This is a genomic window from Pantoea sp. Sc1, from assembly GCF_000255315.1.
Classification (GTDB): Bacteria; Pseudomonadota; Gammaproteobacteria; order Enterobacterales; family Enterobacteriaceae; genus Pantoea; species Pantoea anthophila.
The window spans coordinates 307,500-326,477 of record NZ_AJFP01000001.1; the positions used below are offsets into that span (position 1 = coordinate 307,500).

Sequence of the window (18,978 nt, forward strand, 5' to 3'; positions counted from 1 at the left end):
TCTGCCTGCGGTTTACATGAAGACCATGTAGACCGCTGCCGCGACGATAAAGCGGTAGATGGCGAACGAGACAAAAGAGATGCGTTTGATCAGCTCAAGGAAGGCTTTAATCGCAATCAGCGCCACGATAAATGCCGTCACAAAGCCCACCGCGAACATCGGAAAATCGGCCATCGTCAGGAAGCCGATGCTCTTGTACATATCCAGCACGGTCGCGCCCATCATCATTGGCACGGCCAGGATGAAGGAGAACTCCGACGCGGCATAACGGCTCACGCCCATCAGCATCCCGCCAGAGATAGTGGCACCGGAACGGGAGAAGCCAGGCCACAGCGCCAGGCACTGGAAGCAGCCAATCATAAACGCCTGACGATAGGTAATATCATCGACGCCCACGGCTTTCGGCTGTTTTGGCTTCAGGAACTCGGCGGCCAGCAGCAGCACACCCCCAACCACCAGCGCGTACATCACGTTGATCGGATTAAACAGCGTTTTAATCTGATCGTGCAGCACCAGACCCACAACCACCGCCGGTACCATGCCCAGCAGAATATGGATCAGCGACAGACGACCGCTGCCGACGCCCTCATGTTTCACTTCGCCAAAGTGGATGCCGATCAGCCCGAACAGACGGCGCCAGAACATCACCACTACGGCCAGAATCGATCCTAACTGGATCACAACTTCAAAGGTCTCGGCTTTTTCACCCTCAAAGCCCAGCAGGTGACCCACTATAATCATGTGCCCTGTGGAAGAGACCGGTAAAAATTCGGTCAGCCCTTCCACAACGCCCAGGATTGCAGCTACCCAAAGCTGATGAATATCTGCCATCAAATGTTCCCTCTATCCGTTTCAAAACCATTAAAAAGGCGGTAGCGCGCTGCTATCGCCTGAAATCATGCCGCTGTTAGCCTGAAGTAAACCTTAAGGTCTAAACCGATTCGCCTGCTGTAACGCATCGGTACAGGCTATGACAGACAGTAATTTGGTTTGGTTTCATTGTGATGGCAATCACATCGTATTTATTTAGGAATAGTCCCGCGCTCGATTCGCACGCCAACCTGCGCCGCCTGGGCCACCGCGCCCGGTTTGCTGACCTTTATGCGTACGCCAGGCGAATTGAAACGGTTCATCAACAGATCCGCAATTTCTTCAGCAACCCGTTCCACCAGAGCGAAACGGCTGCCGGTCAGGTGCGTCAGAATGGCCGAGGAGACATCGGCATAGCTGAGGCAGTCCTTCACATCGTCGCTGCTGGCCGCCAGCCGGTTATCCCAGGCCATTTCGACATCGAGCACCAGCTTCTGCTGCATGCCCTGTTCCCAGTCGTAAACGCCAATGGTGGTGAACACCGTGAGTTGTTCTATAAATACGATATCCATGATAAGACTCTCTGTTTTTGGCTAAGCCGGATACCACTTCCGGCGGATTATGCGTATTATCCACGGTTGAAGAGATCAAAACGACCCTGAAGGGAACGGTACGGTGTTATGAGTGCTTTCGCGCTTGGTATGATTATTTTCGCGTATCTTTGCGGTTCGATTTCCAGTGCCATTCTGGTCTGTAAAGTCGCTGGCCTGCCCGATCCCCGCACGCACGGCTCCGGCAATCCGGGGGCGACCAACGTGCTGCGCCTGGGCGGTAAAGCCGCAGCCGCCACCGTATTAGTGTTTGATGTGCTGAAAGGGATGGTGCCGGTCTGGCTGGCCTGGCTGATGCACGTTCCCCCGCTGTATCTTGGCCTCACCGCGATTGCCGCCTGCCTGGGTCATATCTATCCGGTGTTCTTTCGCTTTCGCGGCGGAAAAGGGGTGGCGACGGCATTTGGTGCCATCGCGCCCATTGGCTGGGACCTGACCGGCCTGGTCACCGGCACCTGGCTGTTAACGGTTCTGCTCAGCGGCTACTCGTCACTGGGCGCTATCGTCAGCGCGCTGATCGCGCCGTTTTACGTCTGGTGGTTCAAACCGCAGTTCACCTTCCCGGTTTCCATGCTCTCCTGTCTGATCCTGCTGCGTCATCACGATAATATTCAGCGGCTGTGGCGGGGACAGGAAGGCAAGATCTGGAAGCGTAAAAAGAAATCTCAGCCATAAAAAAAGCCGGCAAGCCGGCTTTTTTCACATCAGATGGCAGGCAGTTCCGCCAGCGGCCAGCGCGGTCGCACGCTGACGCCTAACCCCCCGCGCGTTCCTCCTTTCAGTCGCACCATGCCCGCATACGCGATCATCGCACCATTGTCGGTACAGAACTCAGGACGGGCGTAGAAGACTTCGCCGCCGCGCTTTTGCATCATGACCGCCATCTGCTCGCGCAGCGTCCGATTGGCGCTGACGCCGCCCGCAATCACCAGACGCTTAAAACCGGTCTCATCCAGTGCGCGCTTACATTTGATCGCCAGCGTATCCACCACCGCATCCTCGAAGGCGCGGGCGATGTCGGCTCGGGTCTGATCGTCATCCGGATTAGCGCGAATGGTGTTCGCGGCAAAGGTCTTCAGCCCGGAGAAGCTGAAATCCAGCCCCGGACGATCGGTCATCGGACGCGGGAAGGTGAACCGCCCCGCCGTGCCCTGCTGCGCCATTTTCGACAGCATCGGCCCACCCGGGTAATCGAGACCCAGCAGCTTCGCCGTTTTATCAAAGGCTTCACCTGCCGCATCATCAATCGACTCACCCAGCAGGAGATATTCCCCGATGCCGGTGACGCTGATCAGCTGAGTATGTCCGCCCGACACCAGCAGCGCGACAAACGGAAATGCCGGTGGATTCTCTTCCAGCATCGGTGCCAGCAGATGACCTTCCATATGGTGAACCGGTACTGCCGGCACTTTCCAGGCAAATGCCAGTGCGCGACCGATTGTCGCCCCGACCAGCAGCGCACCGACCAGTCCTGGCCCGGCGGTGTAGGCCACCGCGTCGATCTGCTGTGGTGCCAGACCGGCTTCTTTCAGCGCCGCCTGAATCAGCGGCACGGTTTTACGCACGTGATCGCGTGAGGCCAGTTCCGGCACCACACCGCCATAATCTGCGTGCACTTTAACCTGGCTGTAGAGCTGGTTAGCCAGTAATCCGGCCTCGTCATCATAGATTGCGATGCCGGTTTCATCGCACGACGTTTCAATACCCAGAATTCGCATTGCATCACCTCATTCTTGCGGCGCGCAGTTTATCACAGCAAAGGGAGATGCAGCGCGGCCATCCCGCGTAAAAAGTCATTTTCTGTCGGCTAAAGAGTGCGCTATACTCCCGCCCCTGGAAAAACCGGCAGCCGCACAGGCAAACGCTCCTGTTGGTTTCAAATTGTCCATGGTGCTTTACAAACCAACCTGGGTTGGAGTAAAATGCTGCACCATTTTGAAATGTGCTGGCGCCGCAGTCAGCAGCAAAACCGAATTTTATCGAGGTGAGAGTTACATGCCGGTAATTAAAGTACGTGAAAACGAGCCATTTGACGTAGCACTGCGTCGCTTCAAACGTTCTTGCGAGAAAGCAGGCGTTCTGGCTGAAGTTCGTCGTCGTGAGTTCTATGAAAAACCGACTACCGAACGTAAGCGCGCTAAAGCGTCAGCAGTTAAGCGTCACGCCAAGAAACTGGCTCGCGAAAACGCACGCCGCACTCGTCTGTACTAAGTCGTTCCGGAGGTCCGCCTCCACCGCGTGATTCACGCAGACAGAGTCAAGTAAAAGGCCGTGCTTTCCGAAAGGAAGCGCGGCTTGTTGCCGTTTATGAGCTGAAAAACCGGGGCGTATGGCTGGACGAATTCCACGCGTATTTATCAACGATTTACTTGCCCGCACGGATATCGTGGACCTTATCGATGCCCGCGTTAAGCTGAAAAAGCAGGGTAAGAATTTCCACGCGTGCTGTCCTTTCCACAATGAAAAAACCCCCTCTTTCACCGTAAACGGCGAAAAACAGTTTTATCACTGTTTCGGCTGTGGCGCACACGGCAATGCCATCGACTTTTTAATGAACTTTGATCGTCTGGAGTTTGTTGAGAGTATCGAAGAGTTAGCCACCGCCCACGGTTTAGACGTGCCTTATGAAGCAGGCAGCGGGCCCAGCCAGATGGAACGCCATCAGCGCCAGAGCCTGTATCAGCTGATGGAGAGCCTGAACGGTTTTTATCAGCAGAGCCTGCAGCAGTCCAGCGCGCAGCCAGCCCGCGACTATCTCGATCGTCGTGGTCTCAGCGCCGAAATCATCGATCACTTTGCGATAGGGTATGCCCCCGCCGGCTGGGACAACGTTCTCAAGCGTTTTGGCAAGCAATCCGAAGACCGCGAGTCACTGATGGAAGCGGGCATGCTGGTCAGCAATGACAAAGGCCGTACCTATGACCGGTTTCGCGACCGCGTCATGTTTCCGATTCGCGATAAGCGTGGCCGCGTCATCGGTTTTGGCGGACGTGTCCTGAGTAACGAAACGCCGAAATATCTGAACTCGCCGGAAACACCGATTTTCCATAAAGGCCGCCAGCTCTATGGCCTGTATGAAGCAGTAAAAAATCATCCTGAACCCGCCCGCCTGTTAGTGGTCGAGGGATACATGGACGTGGTTGCGCTGGCGCAGTATGGCATCGATTATGCCGTTGCGTCGCTGGGCACCTCCACCACGGCTGAACACATTCAGTTGCTGTTCCGCAGTACCGACACCGTGATCTGCTGTTACGACGGCGACCGGGCCGGACGTGAAGCAGCATGGCGTGCGCTTGAGACCGCATTGCCTTACATGAATGATGGTCGTCAGCTACGCTTTATGTTTTTACCCGATGGCGAAGATCCGGATACGCTGGTCCGCAAAGAGGGTAAAGCCGCTTTCGAGGCGAGGATGGAGCAGGCAATGCCGCTCTCTTCGTTTCTGTTTGATAGCCTGCTGCCGCAGGTGGATCTGAGCTCACGCGACGGTAAAGCGCGCCTGAGCACGCTGGCTTTACCGCTGATTACGCAGATCCCTGGTGAGACCTTACGTATTTATATGCGTCAGGAGCTGGGGAATAAACTGGGTATTCTCGATGACAATCAGCTTGAAAAGCTGATGCCAAAGCTGGCCACAAGCGGAACGGCGCCGGTTGCCCCGCCGCTTAAGCGTACCACCATGCGCGTGCTGATTGCGTTACTGATTCAGAACCCGCAGTTGGCGTCGATGGTGCCTTCGCTTGACGGGCTGTCTGAGTCAAAAATGCCGGGTTTACCGCTGTTTATTGAATTAGTCGGTCGCTGTAATGAGAATCCTGGATTGACCACCGGACAGCTACTAGAGTTATATCGCGGAACAAATTTTAGTCAGACGCTTGAAACGCTGGCGATCTGGAACCACATGATAGTAGATGAAGAAGCCGAAGCGGTGTTTCAGGACTCGCTGGCCAGCGTCTACGACTCAGCTCTGGAAGAGCGTCTTGAGTTTCTGATAGCGCGTGAACGCACCCAGGGACTGAGCGCCGACGAGCGCCGTGAGCTCTGGACACTCAGTCAGGCGTTTGCCCGAAAATAATTTAGCACGCTGCCCGTTCTGATGGAGGGCGGCGTGGCTGTTTTAAGGCCGTGGGCGTTAAGCCAGGCCTGTACTACCAACGATTTATACACGCGGCTTAAGTGCCGATTACTGATGGGCAAAGCCCACGCCGCGACGAAGGCAGCGGCAAGAATTAAAGGCCTTCACTGCTATTGTTGGCTCGCTGCCGACCGACACCAATCTAATTAACAGAAGTGTGGATACCGTCTTATGGAGCAAAACCCGCAGTCACAGCTCAAGCTTCTTGTCACCCGTGGTAAGGAGCAAGGCTATCTGACCTATGCTGAGGTCAATGACCATCTGCCGGAAGATATCGTCGACTCCGATCAGATCGAAGACATCATCCAGATGATTAACGACATGGGTATTCAGGTGGTTGAAGAAGCCCCTGATGCCGACGATCTGATGCTGAACGAAAACAGCTCCGATACTGACGAAGATGCCGCGGAAGCTGCCGCTCAGGTGTTATCCAGCGTTGAATCTGAAATCGGGCGTACGACTGACCCGGTTCGCATGTACATGCGTGAAATGGGTACCGTTGAACTGCTGACGCGCGAAGGCGAAATCGACATCGCGAAGCGTATCGAAGACGGTATCAACCAGGTTCAGTGTTCCGTTGCCGAATACCCTGAAGCGATTACTTACCTGCTGGATCAGTACGACAAAGTTGAAGCAGGTGAATCACGCCTTTCCGATCTGATTACCGGTTTCGTCGATCCTAACGCAGAAGAAGATCTGGCCCCAACGGCTACGCACGTGGGCTCTGAGCTGTCTGAAGCCGATCGTAACGACGACGAAGATGAAGACGAAGACGAGGACGACAACTCCGAGGACGATAACTCCATCGATCCGGAACTGGCGCGCGAGAAGTTCTCCGATCTGCGCAAGCAGTACGAAACCACCCGCAGCGTGATCAAAAGCAAAGGCCGCAGCCATGCCGCCGCCGTTGCTGAAATCCAGAACCTCTCTGACGTCTTCAAACAGTTCCGCCTGGTACCGAAGCAGTTCGATTACCTGGTAGGCAGCATGCGCACCATGATGGAACGTGTCCGTACCCAGGAACGTCTGATCATGAAGCTCTGTATCGAGCTGTGCAAAATGCCGAAGAAAAACTTCATCACCCTGTTCACCGGCAACGAAACCAATGAGAGCTGGTTCAAAGCGGCGCTGGCGATGAACAAGCCGTGGTCTGAAAAGCTGCTGGAAGTGCAGGATGACGTTATGCGTTCCCTGCAGAAGCTGGCACAGGTCGAAGAAGAGACCGGCCTGACCATTGAGCAGGTTAAAGATATCAACCGTCGCATGTCGATCGGTGAAGCCAAAGCGCGTCGCGCCAAGAAAGAGATGGTGGAAGCGAACCTGCGTCTGGTTATTTCGATTGCCAAGAAATACACCAACCGCGGTCTGCAGTTCCTCGACCTGATTCAGGAAGGTAACATCGGCCTGATGAAAGCGGTCGATAAGTTTGAATATCGCCGTGGTTACAAGTTCTCGACCTATGCGACCTGGTGGATCCGTCAGGCGATTACCCGCTCTATCGCGGACCAGGCACGTACCATCCGTATTCCGGTGCATATGATTGAGACCATCAACAAGCTCAACCGTATTTCGCGCCAGATGCTGCAGGAGATGGGTCGCGAGCCGACGCCGGAAGAGCTGGCTGAACGCATGCTGATGCCAGAAGATAAAATTCGCAAAGTGCTGAAAATCGCTAAAGAGCCGATCTCGATGGAGACGCCTATTGGTGATGATGAAGATTCACATCTGGGCGATTTTATCGAAGACACCACGCTGGAGCTGCCGCTGGATTCTGCTACCTCAGAGAGCCTGCGTTCTGCCACCCATGACGTGCTGGCTGGCCTGACCGCGCGTGAAGCGAAAGTACTGCGCATGCGTTTCGGTATCGATATGAACACCGACCATACGCTGGAAGAAGTGGGCAAACAGTTTGACGTAACGCGTGAGCGTATTCGTCAGATTGAAGCGAAAGCCCTGCGTAAACTGCGCCATCCGAGCCGCTCGGAAGTGCTGCGTAGCTTCCTCGACGATTAAGTCCGACAAAAACCCCGGTTCGCCGGGGTTTTTTATGCCTGCTATTTATCCGCCCTGCTCTCCCCCGGATGCAGCTCCCGGTAAAGCTGATGATAGGCTTCGACCATCTCCTCCAGTGAGGCGCGATTAAGGCCGCTGGGATTCGGCAACACCCACACCTGGGTTTTCCCCATAAAGACGGGCTGCTTACCCCATTCCACTTTGCGCTGCTGAAAGGCATGACGAAACGCATCCTTACCCAGGATGGCGAGCGCGGCGGGCTGATAATTCAGCACCTTTTCCATCAGACGCATGCCGCCTTCACGTAGTTCATCCGTGGCAAGCTGACTCGCCTGCACCGTGGGTCGCTCAACCAGCATGGTGATGCCGCAGCCGGTTTCGGTTAAGCGCTGCTCCTCTTCCGGCTTTAGCTGCTCACAGGTGAATCCGGCCTGATGGATGACTTTCCAGAACCGGTTACCGGGATGCGCAAAGTGAAAGCCCTGATGGGCGGTAGACTGGCCGGGATTAATGCCGCAGAACAGCACATCAAGCCCCGGAGTGATAATGTCGCGGATAGCGTGTTCACTCATGCCTTTCCCGCCCTGCTGTCGCTACGCTGTGGCGTAAGCGCTCTGCTGCTCTGCTTCTCCATAGAACGTCCTGTGCTCTCTGCCACGTGATCTCTGGCTAAGATAGTAGTGATTACGCTCAGTACATTCCAGCCTTCAGGACTCAACGCGTTCCGCTATCGACGTGACAGAGGCAGCACACGGCTACTGCAGCCTGATGTCCAGTTTCGCTAAAGGCACGGCGTCGCATTTTCCACGCTGTTTTAAAACTTCGCTAACGCCGTTCGCCAGTTTTGTTATAGAAATCAGCAGGTAAATCGCTGCTGTTTATTTCAGCAACCGATGGCGGAGTGCTGGATCGCCCTGAAGAGATACTTTATAATCCCCGCTCCGCTGGCCCCTTAGCTCAGTGGTTAGAGCAGGCGACTCATAATCGCTTGGTCGCTGGTTCAAACCCAGCAGGGGCCACCAAATTTTAGCTGTTAAATCAGCAGATTAGAGCCACCTTTCAGGGTGGCTTTTTTGTTTCTGCAAATTAATGCCCCCCTTTTTGTCCCCCCACATTTTTTATTTAACTTCACAATTGCATGTAAGAACGCCAAACTCAGTGAAACTGAAACACAGCTCTTCGAATCCGCATCCTGTAACCTCATCATTCCCTTGCTCGTTATCGAGCCTTGCTGAACTGTTCAATTTTTTTGCTTAACTCTATCCGAGGAGTGTGCATTAAGACGTTCGGCAGATACCTCATCCGACCTTTTTAGAAGGGTGATTTCTTTAGGAAGAAATTCACTTCCTCCTTCTGTTTTGTCAGTTAATACCAGGTTTTCCCCTTCTAACTTTACGTCAACAACTGCAAATAAATATTTTTACCCATAATAATTTCATAGACATATCCAACGCCCGAATTTCTAAAGATATGTTTGTATCCTTTCAATAAGAATTAATCAGTAACTTGTGGTGTTGCTCGAATGAAATTCCTGATAGCTGGAGTTGAAATTACTCCATCGAATTTACCATTATAAACATTCAAATCCATTGTTGTTTGATCATCGTTTTCTAACCATTCATTTTCTGAAATTGAACCTTCATTGTCACTTTCAGTTCGTGATGGCCAAGAGCCACTCATTGATGGCGTAGATAAATACCACTACTCAACCAGATTATAATTTTCTTAACAAAATCTGAGTCTACTGTCGAAATTGTAAAATAGCCCCAACAATAGAAGATGATCAACGCGATAGGCATTGTGCTCGGTGAGGCGGATAAAGAGAGTAAGCAGGCCAGTGTTTATGTGACTCATTATCTTCAGCCTCAGGTGGCTCAGCGTGAACAGTCGCGCATGCTGCTGGCCGGCTCTGCAGATCAGCAGGTAATGACAAGTGGAGAGATGCTGCTGATACATGTTGGCCCAAACGAGGAGCCAGAAGATCATGATCGTTCGCTTTTTCACGAGTCCTGGCGCGATCAGAGCAAAACCCTCACTATCCTGCCACTGGGTTTTACCCTAAAACGCTAGGGGTGCTGAAACTGGTTCAGTGCCAGTTCAACAATTTTACTGCAGCCAATCTGTGGGTGTTGCAGCAGATTGCTGAGCGTATTGCGATTGCGGTAGATAATGCGCTCGCCTGTCAGCAGATTAAGAGCCTGAAAGAGAAGCTGCTGTATATTTTACTGGAGCAGGAGTTCGAGCGTGTCGGGGGAAACAGGCTGATCCCGGTGGATGTAAGACTGATCGCCGCCACCAATCGCGATCTTCGGCAGATGGTGGCAGACAGAACGTTCCACGCGCCCTGGGGGCTGGCCTGCCAGCGAATTTCAGCACATCTGTAATAAGTCATCATGCATGACGCGCTGATTTTTCTATTACACCGATTAATTCACAGAACATCGGATTAAATCTGACTGATTCCGTGAAGCTCTTCTGTTAACAGATGCCATGCTCCCTTTTTTCCGGTGATATTCACTGGGGACCGACAAGACGGCTGGTCCTATAACCTGACGGCGCCCTGTTTAAAAAAGAGACCCATAGCCTACTTATTATGCTTAATACTCCAGTTTATCCGCGGTGATAGTGGTTATGAATTATTGATACAGAAAAAGGCAAATCAAACTCTAAATAAAAACCCTGACATCAGACAGTTACTCAGATGAACAGGCAGCCATTTTAGCCAGATGACGATGAATCGACTTGATTATAAAATGTAAAAATAAAAAACAAATGATGCAAAATGAGGACAAATAAGTGATTCCAGTCATCAGAAAAAACTTTATTTATGCATAAAAAAATATATTGTTACATTCCGCAAAACAGATTATTACAGAGAGCAGAATTTTCCTTTATTCATCGCCAGGCCAGCCCGATAAAACTCAGTGAGCCGGGGTACAGTTTTAAAGATGATTCAATTCACCACGATTTTCAGTCAGGCAACGTTTCCCGCTGCAGGCATAGGCGGAAGGATTTCCGCAGTATGGTAAATGGTATTATTTAACAGGCCCTCTTTTCGTCCATGTAGCATTAGTCGCTTAAGGTGTCGGCCTGGAGGTAAAGAACTCAGCGTAATGCAGTGGCGCGCTTTTGAAAGGCATCAGCTTCATAACGCGGGTATAACAGCAGTAAAGATGCTTTAACTAACCGAAAATACATTAAAAGGAATTGAAATATGCGTGATTTAACTCTGTGTGAAATTGAAACCGTAAGCGGTGGTGAATTTGTCTCTACCATTGAAGGGGCGCTTGAAGGGGCTATCTGGGGCTTTATCGAAGGTCTGGCAACCGGTGTCACGGTCGGTGGAAGTGCAAGCCGCAGTGCTGTATTCGGACCTATTGCTCAGCTCTGTGGTGCGGTTCTGGGCGGCGTCATTGGCCCGGCCGTATGCGTCATTATGGGTGCCTTGTGGGGAAAAGATGCTGTCGCCGCATACGCTGCTGACTTCCGCGTCAACTACGGTACCAGCGGTTCACAGTTGCTGGTATAACAGCACAGCCCGTTATCACCGATCAAATAAATGCTGACGTAAATCCTTACCCCTCCCGGATAAACTCAGCCTTTAAGTTTTGCCGTAGCGAATGGCAGAAATTGACCGCTAAAATAACGGACTTCAAAAATCCCCGCCCTTATGCTGGCATTCGTTGTGATCGAATCTATCGAAAACAAGCGCGTTAAACGCCGCTGATAATGATGCTGATTTAAGGGCGGGGGTGGCATGATGCCGATTAACGTTATCCCCGACACCCCGATCGCTGACAGCCGCGTTCACCACTCACCCAGAGCATACCTCACCTTTTGCGCATTAGCAGGCAGGATTGCTTACGCTCCCCAAAACTGTCCGCGCTTAGACATCTTGTTTTTAAAAGAGATCTATTTCAGAGGAGGTTGTTATTACCATTTTCTCCCTGCCGTTAATTTTCAATTATAAATATAAGCTTAAACAGAAAAAACTATAACGCATCAAACATGCTATAAACACTCACCTTCAAATGAAGCCACTTTTACTTATTCATTAACTAAACCATTAATAAACTTCTATGTTAGCCTGACCTTCCTGAATCAAAATTAAAAATCAGGAGAAGGCGATTAATCAGCGCGCTCAGTTTAAGGGATAAGAATATTATGCGCCTCATATCTCTTATTCATTATCACTTTGCACGCTGATTACTCCGCACAGCAAAGAGAGCGTTCCGTCTGTTCAGAACTGCTCATTTATAACAAATCTGATAAGAGAGATAATATGAGAAAATTATTATTAAGCACCGCTATTATTGCCGCGATGGCGTCCGTCAGTTTTGCGGGTCAGGCTGCAGAATCTGCGACCCTTTCCATCACGGGTACCATCACTCCAGCCGCCTGTGGTGTGGCATTAAGCTCTGCAAGCATTGATCTTGGCACCATCGCCGCAGCGACCCTGCTAAAGGACAGCAATGTTAAACAGGGCAACACCGTTACCCTGAATGTGGATTGTGAAGCGCCTGTCGCGATTGCCGTTCAGACCACAGATAACCGTGCGGCAAGTGCCATGACGCTGGCGAACATGTCTGAAGAGATGAAAGCAACCGTTTCAGGCTTATCAGATGCACACATTTTCGGCTTAGGGACAGACAGCGCTCAGGGACACGTGGGGGCGATGGCACTGGCGATTACCGACGCAACCGCCGACGGTGCAGCGAATACCAATGTGCTGACCAGTAGCGATAAAGCGGCATGGTCTCTCACTCATGTGACGGCTACAGCACCCGCAACGCTGACCAAAAACGGCTATTTTACCCTGGCGGCGGATGCCAATAGCACCACCCCGGCAGCCATGACTAAAGCCTCCTATTCCATTGCGTCAAGAATGATTCTGAAGAAAGCGGATGCCTACCCGAGCGGTGAAGAAGTGCCTATTGACGGTAACGTCACTTTCTCTGTGGTTTATCTGTAATTGTTAATGATTGTCAGCGAAGGCCGTCCGGCCTTCGCGTTTTAAATACAGGGTAAAAATAAAATGAAAATAATTCTCTCTGTTGCCATTCTCTTTTCCTTGTCTGTACCCGGCATATTTGCAGCCGGCATGAAGCCTGAAGTACCGGCTTTATTTCTCGATGACCAGAATCGTGAAGTGACGGTTAATGTACTGAACACAGACAGGGATACGGCGCTGCTGCACAGCAGCCTGCAGACAATTCCTGAAGACCCTGAAAACCGGCTGATTATTACCCCTCAACTGGTTCGTGTCGATGGAGGGAAAAACCAGCAGATCCGGGTGGTGTTAAAAGAGGGTGTCAGGCTGGATACCCAGAAGATGCAGCGAATTAATTTTGTCTCTATCCCGCAGGACGATGGTAAAAAGAATCGCGCTCGCATTCTCATTGGCCAGAATATTCCGGTCATTATCTCCCCCGCCAGTCTGCCGGTAAACACCGCGCCCTGGACAGGGCTGACCTTCCATCTTTCAGGTGCCTCTCTGCACATTGAAAATCCGACACCTTATATCGTCAGGCTCACCAGAGAGATTAATTTACTGCCCGGCAAAGGGTCGGTTGAACTGAAAAATTCCTACATTCTTCCGGGTGAAAAGTTTGATGTGGCTCTGCCTGCTGCCTCCGCGAATAAGGTGAAAGCCCTGCTTCTGCACCCCGTCACCCGATATGGAATTTTAACCGCCCCTTTTAATGTGCCGCTCTGAGCCCGTTCACCTTTATCCATGAAACAATTTCTGATACTCAGCCTTGTGGTCAGTTCAGCCTGTGTGCAGGCGGCAAACCGCTATGACAAAGAGATGCTCAAAGCGCTCGGCTACGACGCGAGTGCCGCTGAACTGCTTGATGCAGGTACGCACTTTCTGCCGGGGAAACAGCCCGTTAATATCGTCGTTAACGGTCAAAGCAAAGGGGTGCATATCCTGACGTTTGATCAGGCCGGTAATCCCTGCTGGCCAGCCGATCTGCCAGAAAAGCTGGGGATCATCCCCGATCGTTTTCGGCAGGCAGAGGATGCGCGCTGCCTGCAGCTGCCATCCGACAGCCCGATTCTGCTGGAGCAGCAGGTTGACCGCAGCAGCCTGCTGCTCAAGGTCCCGGCAGGCGACCTGTCTGCGCATCCGCGCTTCTCCAGCGGGGGAAATGCGCTGGTGATGAATTACGATGGCCGACGCTATCAGTACCAGACGCGCGCCGGACAAAATCACCACTCGCAGACGCTGACCTCCGAGATTGGGGGCAATATCAACAACTGGGTACTCCGCAGCGGGCAGAGCTATACCAGCCAGAATGAACACCACCAGCTGACCCGACTCTACAGTTATGCCCAGCGCTCCCTTCCCGGCTGGGCGTCGGTCGTGCAGATAGGTGAGATCACCGCGGGCGACACCCTGTTTTCCGGCATCAACCTGCTGGGCGCACAACTCATGCCAGAACGCAGTGCAGAAAATAGCGGAAAAAGCGGCGTGTCACTGAATCTGCTCTTCTCACAAGCCGGTACTGCCGAGGTCTGGCAGGCAGGCATCCTGCTGAAGACCTATCAGGTCACAGCAGGCATGAACACACTGGCTGACATCCCGGCGATCAATCAGTCCGATGATTTTGAGATCATCAGCCATGACCAGTCCGGTCATCGTCAGCAGCAGACGATCCCCTATATTCAGGCTCAGACCACGGTTTCTCTGACGAATGCCGGACTCTCTCTGGCCGCCGGACGTCTGCGCCTGACCGATGAGTCGTTCCCGGTGTTCGTCGGTTCCGCCGGGCTTTATCAGAATGGTTTCATGGCCGTGACGGCAGGCGGGCTGATGAGCGAGCACTATCAGGCCGCCTCCTGGCGCACCACGCTGCGGCTGACAGAACGCCTTATCGCTTCCCTGACCCAGACCGCCTCGCAGGTGCAGGATTCGGCCGGGGAGCGAGGCAACATGCAGGGCCTCAATCACCAGCTCAGCATCAGCGCAGGCGTGACGCCCCGATTATCACTGACCTCTTCCGCCAGCTTTCGCAGCCGTGATTTCAGGGATCCCGGCAGTTCATGGCGCGCCGGAGACGCCCGTCAGGAGAATGGACAGATCCGTTCACAGTACGCCGCGGGGATAAGCTATAGCCAGCCGCAGCTCGGCGTACTCGCCTTTTCCGGCAGCCTGTCACAGAGCTGGCAGAATGCAGAAAGTCTGGGCTACCTGTTCAGCTGGGGCCGCACCTTCGGAAAAGTGAACGTCAATCTTGGCATCCAGAAAAACCGGCTCACGCAGGATCAGCGCCACACTGATGACCATTACGTTTACCTCAATTTTGCGGTTCCGCTCGGCAGCCGCAGCAGCGTGCGCAGCTGGGTTAGTGACACCCGGGGAAAAACACGCGCCGGCATGGGTGTTGACAGTACCCTGAATGATAAATTTGCCTGGAGCGTCTCCGGGGAGAAAAGTCAGCGTGAGGATGCGTCAGTTGCGGGTTCCGCAACCTGGACCACCAAATACAGTCAGCTGAGCGGCGGCGTTTCGCATAATGAAAACAGCACCAGTTACAACGCGGGCGCGCGCGGCAGCGCCGTCCTGCATAGTGAGGGAGTGACCTTTTCGCCCCGCAAAACAGGCGATACCTTTGGTATTATTTCCCTTAACAGTCCCCAGCCTGACGTCAGCATCCACACCCCTGGCGGCGTGGTGTGGAGCGACTACACGGGTCATGCCATCACCTCCTGGACACCGTGGCAGAAGAATACCGTACAGATCGAAAACCAGAGCCTGCCTGACAACGTTCAGGTCATCAGCGGTATTGCAGACATCACGCCTTACCGCGGCGCGGTAGTGCCGGTGATTCTGCCCGCCTATACGGTTCGCCGGGCGCTGGTGAGCTTCCCGCCAGAGGAAAGTCCGGCACCGGGTGCCCCTGTCAAAAATAGTAAAGGTTACCTGATCGCCTTTGTGAATGAGGATGGCACGCTCTTTTTCGACGACCTGCCGGACGAGCCGCTATTCAGCCTCGACCGCAATGGCAGCCAGTGTGCCATCGATATGCTTACGCCCTGGTATAACCAGCCCGGCACCCTTTATGCCTCACTTTCCGCGAGATGCGTCCCATGAAACAGCTCTCTGTTCTGCCTCTGCTGCTGGCTTTCAGTGGCCTTTTTGCCGCACTCCCTGCCCGTGCGGCGTGCGAAATTCAGCTCAGCGATCCACGGATTGATTACGGTGAAATGACACGGGGCGAGCTGCTCGGCCGCCCGGGCAATGCGCTGACTGCCGTCGAACTGCGGATGGGTGACCCGCGAGAGTCAGAGATCACGGTCATCTGTGACCGCCCGACACCGCTGAAACTGATGTTCAGCGGGCCCGCGAAAGATGCCGACAGCTATCTGTTTGGCGAACAGGGCCGGGCGACACTGACCCTGCATGATGTGACGCTCGACGATCGTCCGGTCACGATCGAACGAGCCGGAACAGAGGCGGCAGCGATGGCGTTCAGCGCCGGTCAGCCTCTGCAGTTCCGCAAAGAGGGCCAGATCGCCTCCGGCAGCACGCTGCGTGCAAAAGTGACGATAGTCACCTGGCTGGCTGCCGATGCCACCCGGGTGAGTGAGCGGAAACAGTGGCAGCTTAACGGCAGCTTTATCGTCAGTGATGAGGGTTAACGGCCGCTGAAAAATTATCTCGCGCCTTACCCTGTTTTCCCGCGCAAACCCCATGCTATCTTAAGGTTTTGATTTTTCAGTGGGCAAAATTGATGACTAAGTTGCGGGTAGGGATCGTGTTTGGCGGGAAATCGGCTGAGCATGAAGTGTCGTTGCAGTCGGCCAAAAATATCCTTGAGGCGATAGACAAAACCCGGTTTGACGTGGTGCTGCTGGGCATCGACAAACAGGGGCACTGGCGTCTTAATGATGCGTCCAACTTCTTACTGAACGCTGAGAATCCGTCACTGATCGCCCTGAATCGCGCGGCTGACGATGTGGCGCTGGTACCTGGTCATACTCAGCAGCAGGTTATCACCCGTCACAACGCACATCCGCTGTCGCAGATCGATGTCATCTTCCCTATCGTTCACGGCACGCTGGGTGAGGATGGCTCTCTGCAGGGCCTGCTGCGGATGGCTTCGTTACCCTTTGTCGGCTCCGACGTGCTCGGTTCTGCGGTCAGCATGGATAAAGATTTCACCAAACGTTTGTTACGCGATGCCGGTCTGAAGGTCGCCCCGTGGCTGAGCGTCACCCAGGCGCAGCGCGCCCAGCTGGATGCAGAGGCTGTCATTGCCCGCTTTGGCCTGCCGCTGTTTATTAAACCCGCCAATCAGGGTTCATCGGTCGGGGTCAGCAAAGTGGACAGCCCGGCGGAATTTGACGCCGCGCTGGCGCTCGCCTTCTCCTTTGACCGTAAGGTGCTGATTGAACAGGGCATTAAAGGACGCGAAATTGAGTGCGCGGTGCTGGGCAACGATGCGCCCGAAGCCAGCCCCTGCGGCGAAGTGGTGGTGCATGATGCCTTCTACTCCTACGACACCAAATATATCTCGGAAAGCGGCGCGCAGACGGTGGTGCCCGCCGCCCTCTCCACGGAAACCAGCGATGCCATTCGTGAGGTCGCCATTAAAGCCTTCACGGCACTGGAGTGTTTTGGTATGGCGCGCGTCGATGTGTTTTTAACCGACGGTGGCGAGATTATTGTCAACGAAGTGAATACCCTGCCCGGCTTCACCAATATCAGCATGTACCCGAAATTATGGCAGGCAGCCGGACTCAGCTATCAGGATCTGATCAGCCGCCTGATCGACCTGGCCATCGAGCGCCACCAGCAGGCCTGCACCCTGAAAAGCAGCGTCAGCTGAGTGCATCCGCGGCGTGGCGCGTCAGGCCACGTCGCTGGTGAAGGTGCGGTAGTTAACCGGTGAGGTCTGGTTGCGGCCGTTGCGTTTCGACAGATAGAGGTTTTTATCTGCCGCTGAGATCAGCCGGTTGATGACGGGGGGCCACTCCGTCGCCTCAGCGGCGCTGTCATGCGCCAGTCCCAGACTGACGGTCACCGTCACGGTATTCCCCTGCAGCCAGAACTTCTCTTTCGCCATCGTCTGCCGGATATTCTCAGCCAGAAAATAGAGTCTCTCCGGGTTCTGATCGAACAGCACCACCACAAACTCCTCGCCGCCAAAACGGCAGATGCGTCCCGCTTTGCCCACCACCCGCTGCATCCGGCGCGCGATCTCTTCCAGCACGCTGTCGCCCGCGTCGTGACCGAAATTGTCGTTAATGGCTTTGAAGTAGTCGACATCCAGCAGGATAACGCCCGCTTTGCGTTCAGGGAAGATGGGTTCACTGCGCAGGCTTTCATAGAGACCGGAACGCGACAGCAGCCGGGTCAGGAAGTCGTAATTCGCCCGCAGCGCCAGGCGCTGGTTAAGCTGACGGATCGCATCCATACTCGCGGCCACGATCAGCGGGCTGATGGAGATGGTGGCCACCCCCAGCCGGGCCGAGGTGAGATGGTTAAGCGGCAGCATCGCGTCGCTGCCCTGAATGTTCATCACGCCGTGCGACACCAGGATAATTTCGGTAATGCCGGTCAGTAAAATCACCAGGCTGGTCAGCGGCATGGGCAACACCACCGCACACCAGATCAGCGCAGGAACCGGGAACGTCAGGCTGCCCGCGCCACCCATCATCGCCCCGATTGTCAGCGAACCCGCCACGGCGATAACCGGGAGCAGCTTGCGGATGTGCAGAAACTGGCGGGGCGACAGCGACGACCAGTCGCGGGTCAGCAAAAACGGCAGCAGCATCAGCCCGGTGGAGAACTGCTCGCTGAACCAGTCAGCCCATGCCACCGCCAGCCCGGTATCAAAATCAGCCTGCTGCGCCAGCGCGCCCCAGCTGGCACAGGTGAACGCCGCCAGCAGGCAGGCCGGGAAGATTCGCAGCACGCTGGTAATCCGCTCACTGCCGGAATCGTGCTGAAGATGCCTGACCAGCAGCGTCACCGCCACCAGCACAAACAGCACATTCGCCACGTTAAGGGTTAACGCTGAGAACGCCCAGCCCGAAAAAACCGTGTCGTTGAACACCATGGCGGCCAGGATAGCCAGGTAGTAGCGGCCCCGGTGCAAAAAGGGATTGCGGACGATGACGCCCGTCACGATCGCATTGACCGGCCAGAAGAGAGAGAGCTCTTTGGGAAAGCGCAGATGTCCGCCGATAAAACAAAACAGCAGCGTGATTAAAAACAGCAAAACTGCGTTCTTCTTTGCGTTGTGCTCTTCAAACAGCGGTGTGCGCATGCGTCCGGACCTTATCGCGGTGAGGCTGGCTCTCCACGCCAGCGCGTGGTGTCAGAATGATTAAATCCTGAATGCCCTCAATGTCATCCTGCGATAAAACCCCACTTCATGGGCTAACTCAATAAAATGC

15 protein-coding genes, 1 tRNA gene and 1 pseudogene are annotated in these 18,978 nt (G+C 54.0%); 12 read left to right on the forward strand and 5 right to left on the reverse strand.

The features are described 5' to 3' along the window. Positions 1 to 12: 12 nt before the first annotated feature. On the reverse strand, positions 13 to 831 hold the full coding sequence (gene bacA, locus S7A_RS01430; protein ID WP_009087300.1) for an undecaprenyl-diphosphate phosphatase: 819 nt from the start codon (positions 829 to 831) through the stop codon (positions 13 to 15). Between the two features lie 191 nt (positions 832 to 1,022). Continuing rightward, a complete protein-coding gene (gene folB / locus S7A_RS01435; RefSeq protein WP_009087301.1) occupies positions 1,023 to 1,382 on the reverse strand; it encodes a bifunctional dihydroneopterin aldolase/7,8-dihydroneopterin epimerase in 360 nt (119 codons plus the stop codon). 108 nt (positions 1,383 to 1,490) lie between these two features. Between folB and plsY the strand changes: the two genes are divergently transcribed. Then, positions 1,491 to 2,096: a glycerol-3-phosphate 1-O-acyltransferase PlsY gene (gene plsY / locus S7A_RS01440; RefSeq protein ID WP_009087302.1), complete on the forward strand. Its 606-nt coding sequence runs from the start codon at positions 1,491 to 1,493 to the stop codon at positions 2,094 to 2,096. Between the two features lie 29 nt (positions 2,097 to 2,125). Here the strand turns inward: plsY and tsaD are convergent, their stop codons facing one another. Then, complete coding sequence (gene tsaD / locus S7A_RS01445) at positions 2,126 to 3,139, reverse strand: tRNA (adenosine(37)-N6)-threonylcarbamoyltransferase complex transferase subunit TsaD (RefSeq protein WP_009087303.1); 1,014 nt, start codon at positions 3,137 to 3,139, stop codon at positions 2,126 to 2,128. A 277-nt stretch (positions 3,140 to 3,416) separates the two neighbouring features. Between tsaD and rpsU the strand changes: the two genes are divergently transcribed. The 3 genes from rpsU (at position 3,417) to rpoD (ending at position 7,569) form a co-directional block, all read left to right on the forward strand. Then, positions 3,417 to 3,632 carry a 30S ribosomal protein S21 gene (gene rpsU / locus S7A_RS01450; RefSeq protein ID WP_001144069.1) on the forward strand — a complete coding sequence of 72 codons (216 nt, stop codon included), beginning with the start codon at positions 3,417 to 3,419 and terminating at the stop codon, positions 3,630 to 3,632. A 118-nt stretch (positions 3,633 to 3,750) separates the two neighbouring features. After that, positions 3,751 to 5,496 (forward strand): DNA primase, encoded by a 1,746-nt coding sequence (gene dnaG, locus S7A_RS01455; RefSeq protein ID WP_009087304.1) that lies wholly within the window; start codon positions 3,751 to 3,753, stop codon positions 5,494 to 5,496. A 231-nt stretch (positions 5,497 to 5,727) separates the two neighbouring features. After that, entirely contained in the window at positions 5,728 to 7,569 is a 1,842-nt protein-coding gene (rpoD, locus tag S7A_RS01460) for an RNA polymerase sigma factor RpoD (protein WP_009087305.1), read from the forward strand. A gap of 41 nt (positions 7,570 to 7,610) precedes the next feature. Here the strand turns inward: rpoD and mug are convergent, their stop codons facing one another. Next, complete coding sequence (mug, locus tag S7A_RS01465; protein WP_009087307.1) at positions 7,611 to 8,141, reverse strand: G/U mismatch-specific DNA glycosylase; 531 nt, start codon at positions 8,139 to 8,141, stop codon at positions 7,611 to 7,613. A gap of 374 nt (positions 8,142 to 8,515) precedes the next feature. On the opposite strand from mug, the gene S7A_RS01470 reads away from it, so the two are divergent. The 8 genes and pseudogenes from S7A_RS01470 (at position 8,516) to ddlA (ending at position 17,405) form a co-directional block, all read left to right on the forward strand. Next, positions 8,516 to 8,591: transfer RNA gene (locus S7A_RS01470), tRNA-Ile, on the forward strand. 760 nt (positions 8,592 to 9,351) lie between these two features. Beyond that, positions 9,352 to 9,911 (forward strand): annotated as a pseudogene (locus S7A_RS21765) (sigma 54-interacting transcriptional regulator); the annotation flags it as partial. 872 nt (positions 9,912 to 10,783) lie between these two features. Beyond that, positions 10,784 to 11,098 carry a hypothetical protein gene (locus tag S7A_RS01485; RefSeq protein ID WP_009087309.1) on the forward strand — a complete coding sequence of 105 codons (315 nt, stop codon included), beginning with the start codon at positions 10,784 to 10,786 and terminating at the stop codon, positions 11,096 to 11,098. A 753-nt stretch (positions 11,099 to 11,851) separates the two neighbouring features. Continuing rightward, the gene (locus tag S7A_RS01490; RefSeq protein WP_009087311.1) at positions 11,852 to 12,541 is read left to right on the forward strand and encodes a DUF1120 domain-containing protein; all 690 of its coding nucleotides are present in this window, start codon (positions 11,852 to 11,854) and stop codon (positions 12,539 to 12,541) included. A gap of 63 nt (positions 12,542 to 12,604) precedes the next feature. Then, entirely contained in the window at positions 12,605 to 13,285 is a 681-nt protein-coding gene (locus S7A_RS01495) for a fimbria/pilus chaperone family protein (RefSeq protein WP_082668162.1), read from the forward strand. Between the two features lie 18 nt (positions 13,286 to 13,303). Continuing rightward, positions 13,304 to 15,667, forward strand: coding sequence for a fimbria/pilus outer membrane usher protein (locus tag S7A_RS01500; RefSeq protein ID WP_083837624.1), 2,364 nt, complete (start codon positions 13,304 to 13,306; stop codon positions 15,665 to 15,667). Continuing rightward, positions 15,664 to 16,215: a hypothetical protein gene (locus S7A_RS01505; RefSeq protein WP_009087317.1), complete on the forward strand. Its 552-nt coding sequence runs from the start codon at positions 15,664 to 15,666 to the stop codon at positions 16,213 to 16,215. Before S7A_RS01500 ends, S7A_RS01505 begins: the two co-directional genes overlap by 4 nt. A gap of 92 nt (positions 16,216 to 16,307) precedes the next feature. Further along, positions 16,308 to 17,405, forward strand: a complete 1,098-nt coding sequence (ddlA, locus tag S7A_RS01510; protein ID WP_009087319.1) for a D-alanine--D-alanine ligase — start codon at positions 16,308 to 16,310, stop codon at positions 17,403 to 17,405. A gap of 21 nt (positions 17,406 to 17,426) precedes the next feature. Here the strand turns inward: ddlA and S7A_RS01515 are convergent, their stop codons facing one another. After that, positions 17,427 to 18,848 carry a GGDEF domain-containing protein gene (locus S7A_RS01515; protein ID WP_009087321.1) on the reverse strand — a complete coding sequence of 474 codons (1,422 nt, stop codon included), beginning with the start codon at positions 18,846 to 18,848 and terminating at the stop codon, positions 17,427 to 17,429. Positions 18,849 to 18,978 lie beyond the last annotated feature (130 nt).

What these genes read in the sequence shown, in the direction of transcription:
- bacA (WP_009087300.1), bottom strand. Translation starts at nt 831, where the DNA reads ATGGCAGATATTCATCAGCTTTGGGTAGCTGCAATCCTGGGCGTTGTG.
- folB (WP_009087301.1), bottom strand. Translation starts at nt 1,382, where the DNA reads ATGGATATCGTATTTATAGAACAACTCACGGTGTTCACCACCATTGGC.
- plsY (WP_009087302.1), top strand. Translation starts at nt 1,491, where the DNA reads ATGAGTGCTTTCGCGCTTGGTATGATTATTTTCGCGTATCTTTGCGGT.
- tsaD (WP_009087303.1), bottom strand. Translation starts at nt 3,139, where the DNA reads ATGCGAATTCTGGGTATTGAAACGTCGTGCGATGAAACCGGCATCGCA.
- rpsU (WP_001144069.1), top strand. Translation starts at nt 3,417, where the DNA reads ATGCCGGTAATTAAAGTACGTGAAAACGAGCCATTTGACGTAGCACTG.
- dnaG (WP_009087304.1), top strand. Translation starts at nt 3,751, where the DNA reads ATGGCTGGACGAATTCCACGCGTATTTATCAACGATTTACTTGCCCGC.
- rpoD (WP_009087305.1), top strand. Translation starts at nt 5,728, where the DNA reads ATGGAGCAAAACCCGCAGTCACAGCTCAAGCTTCTTGTCACCCGTGGT.
- mug (WP_009087307.1), bottom strand. Translation starts at nt 8,141, where the DNA reads ATGAGTGAACACGCTATCCGCGACATTATCACTCCGGGGCTTGATGTG.
- S7A_RS01485 (WP_009087309.1), top strand. Translation starts at nt 10,784, where the DNA reads ATGCGTGATTTAACTCTGTGTGAAATTGAAACCGTAAGCGGTGGTGAA.
- S7A_RS01490 (WP_009087311.1), top strand. Translation starts at nt 11,852, where the DNA reads ATGAGAAAATTATTATTAAGCACCGCTATTATTGCCGCGATGGCGTCC.
- S7A_RS01495 (WP_082668162.1), top strand. Translation starts at nt 12,605, where the DNA reads ATGAAAATAATTCTCTCTGTTGCCATTCTCTTTTCCTTGTCTGTACCC.
- S7A_RS01500 (WP_083837624.1), top strand. Translation starts at nt 13,304, where the DNA reads ATGAAACAATTTCTGATACTCAGCCTTGTGGTCAGTTCAGCCTGTGTG.
- S7A_RS01505 (WP_009087317.1), top strand. Translation starts at nt 15,664, where the DNA reads ATGAAACAGCTCTCTGTTCTGCCTCTGCTGCTGGCTTTCAGTGGCCTT.
- ddlA (WP_009087319.1), top strand. Translation starts at nt 16,308, where the DNA reads ATGACTAAGTTGCGGGTAGGGATCGTGTTTGGCGGGAAATCGGCTGAG.
- S7A_RS01515 (WP_009087321.1), bottom strand. Translation starts at nt 18,848, where the DNA reads ATGCGCACACCGCTGTTTGAAGAGCACAACGCAAAGAAGAACGCAGTT.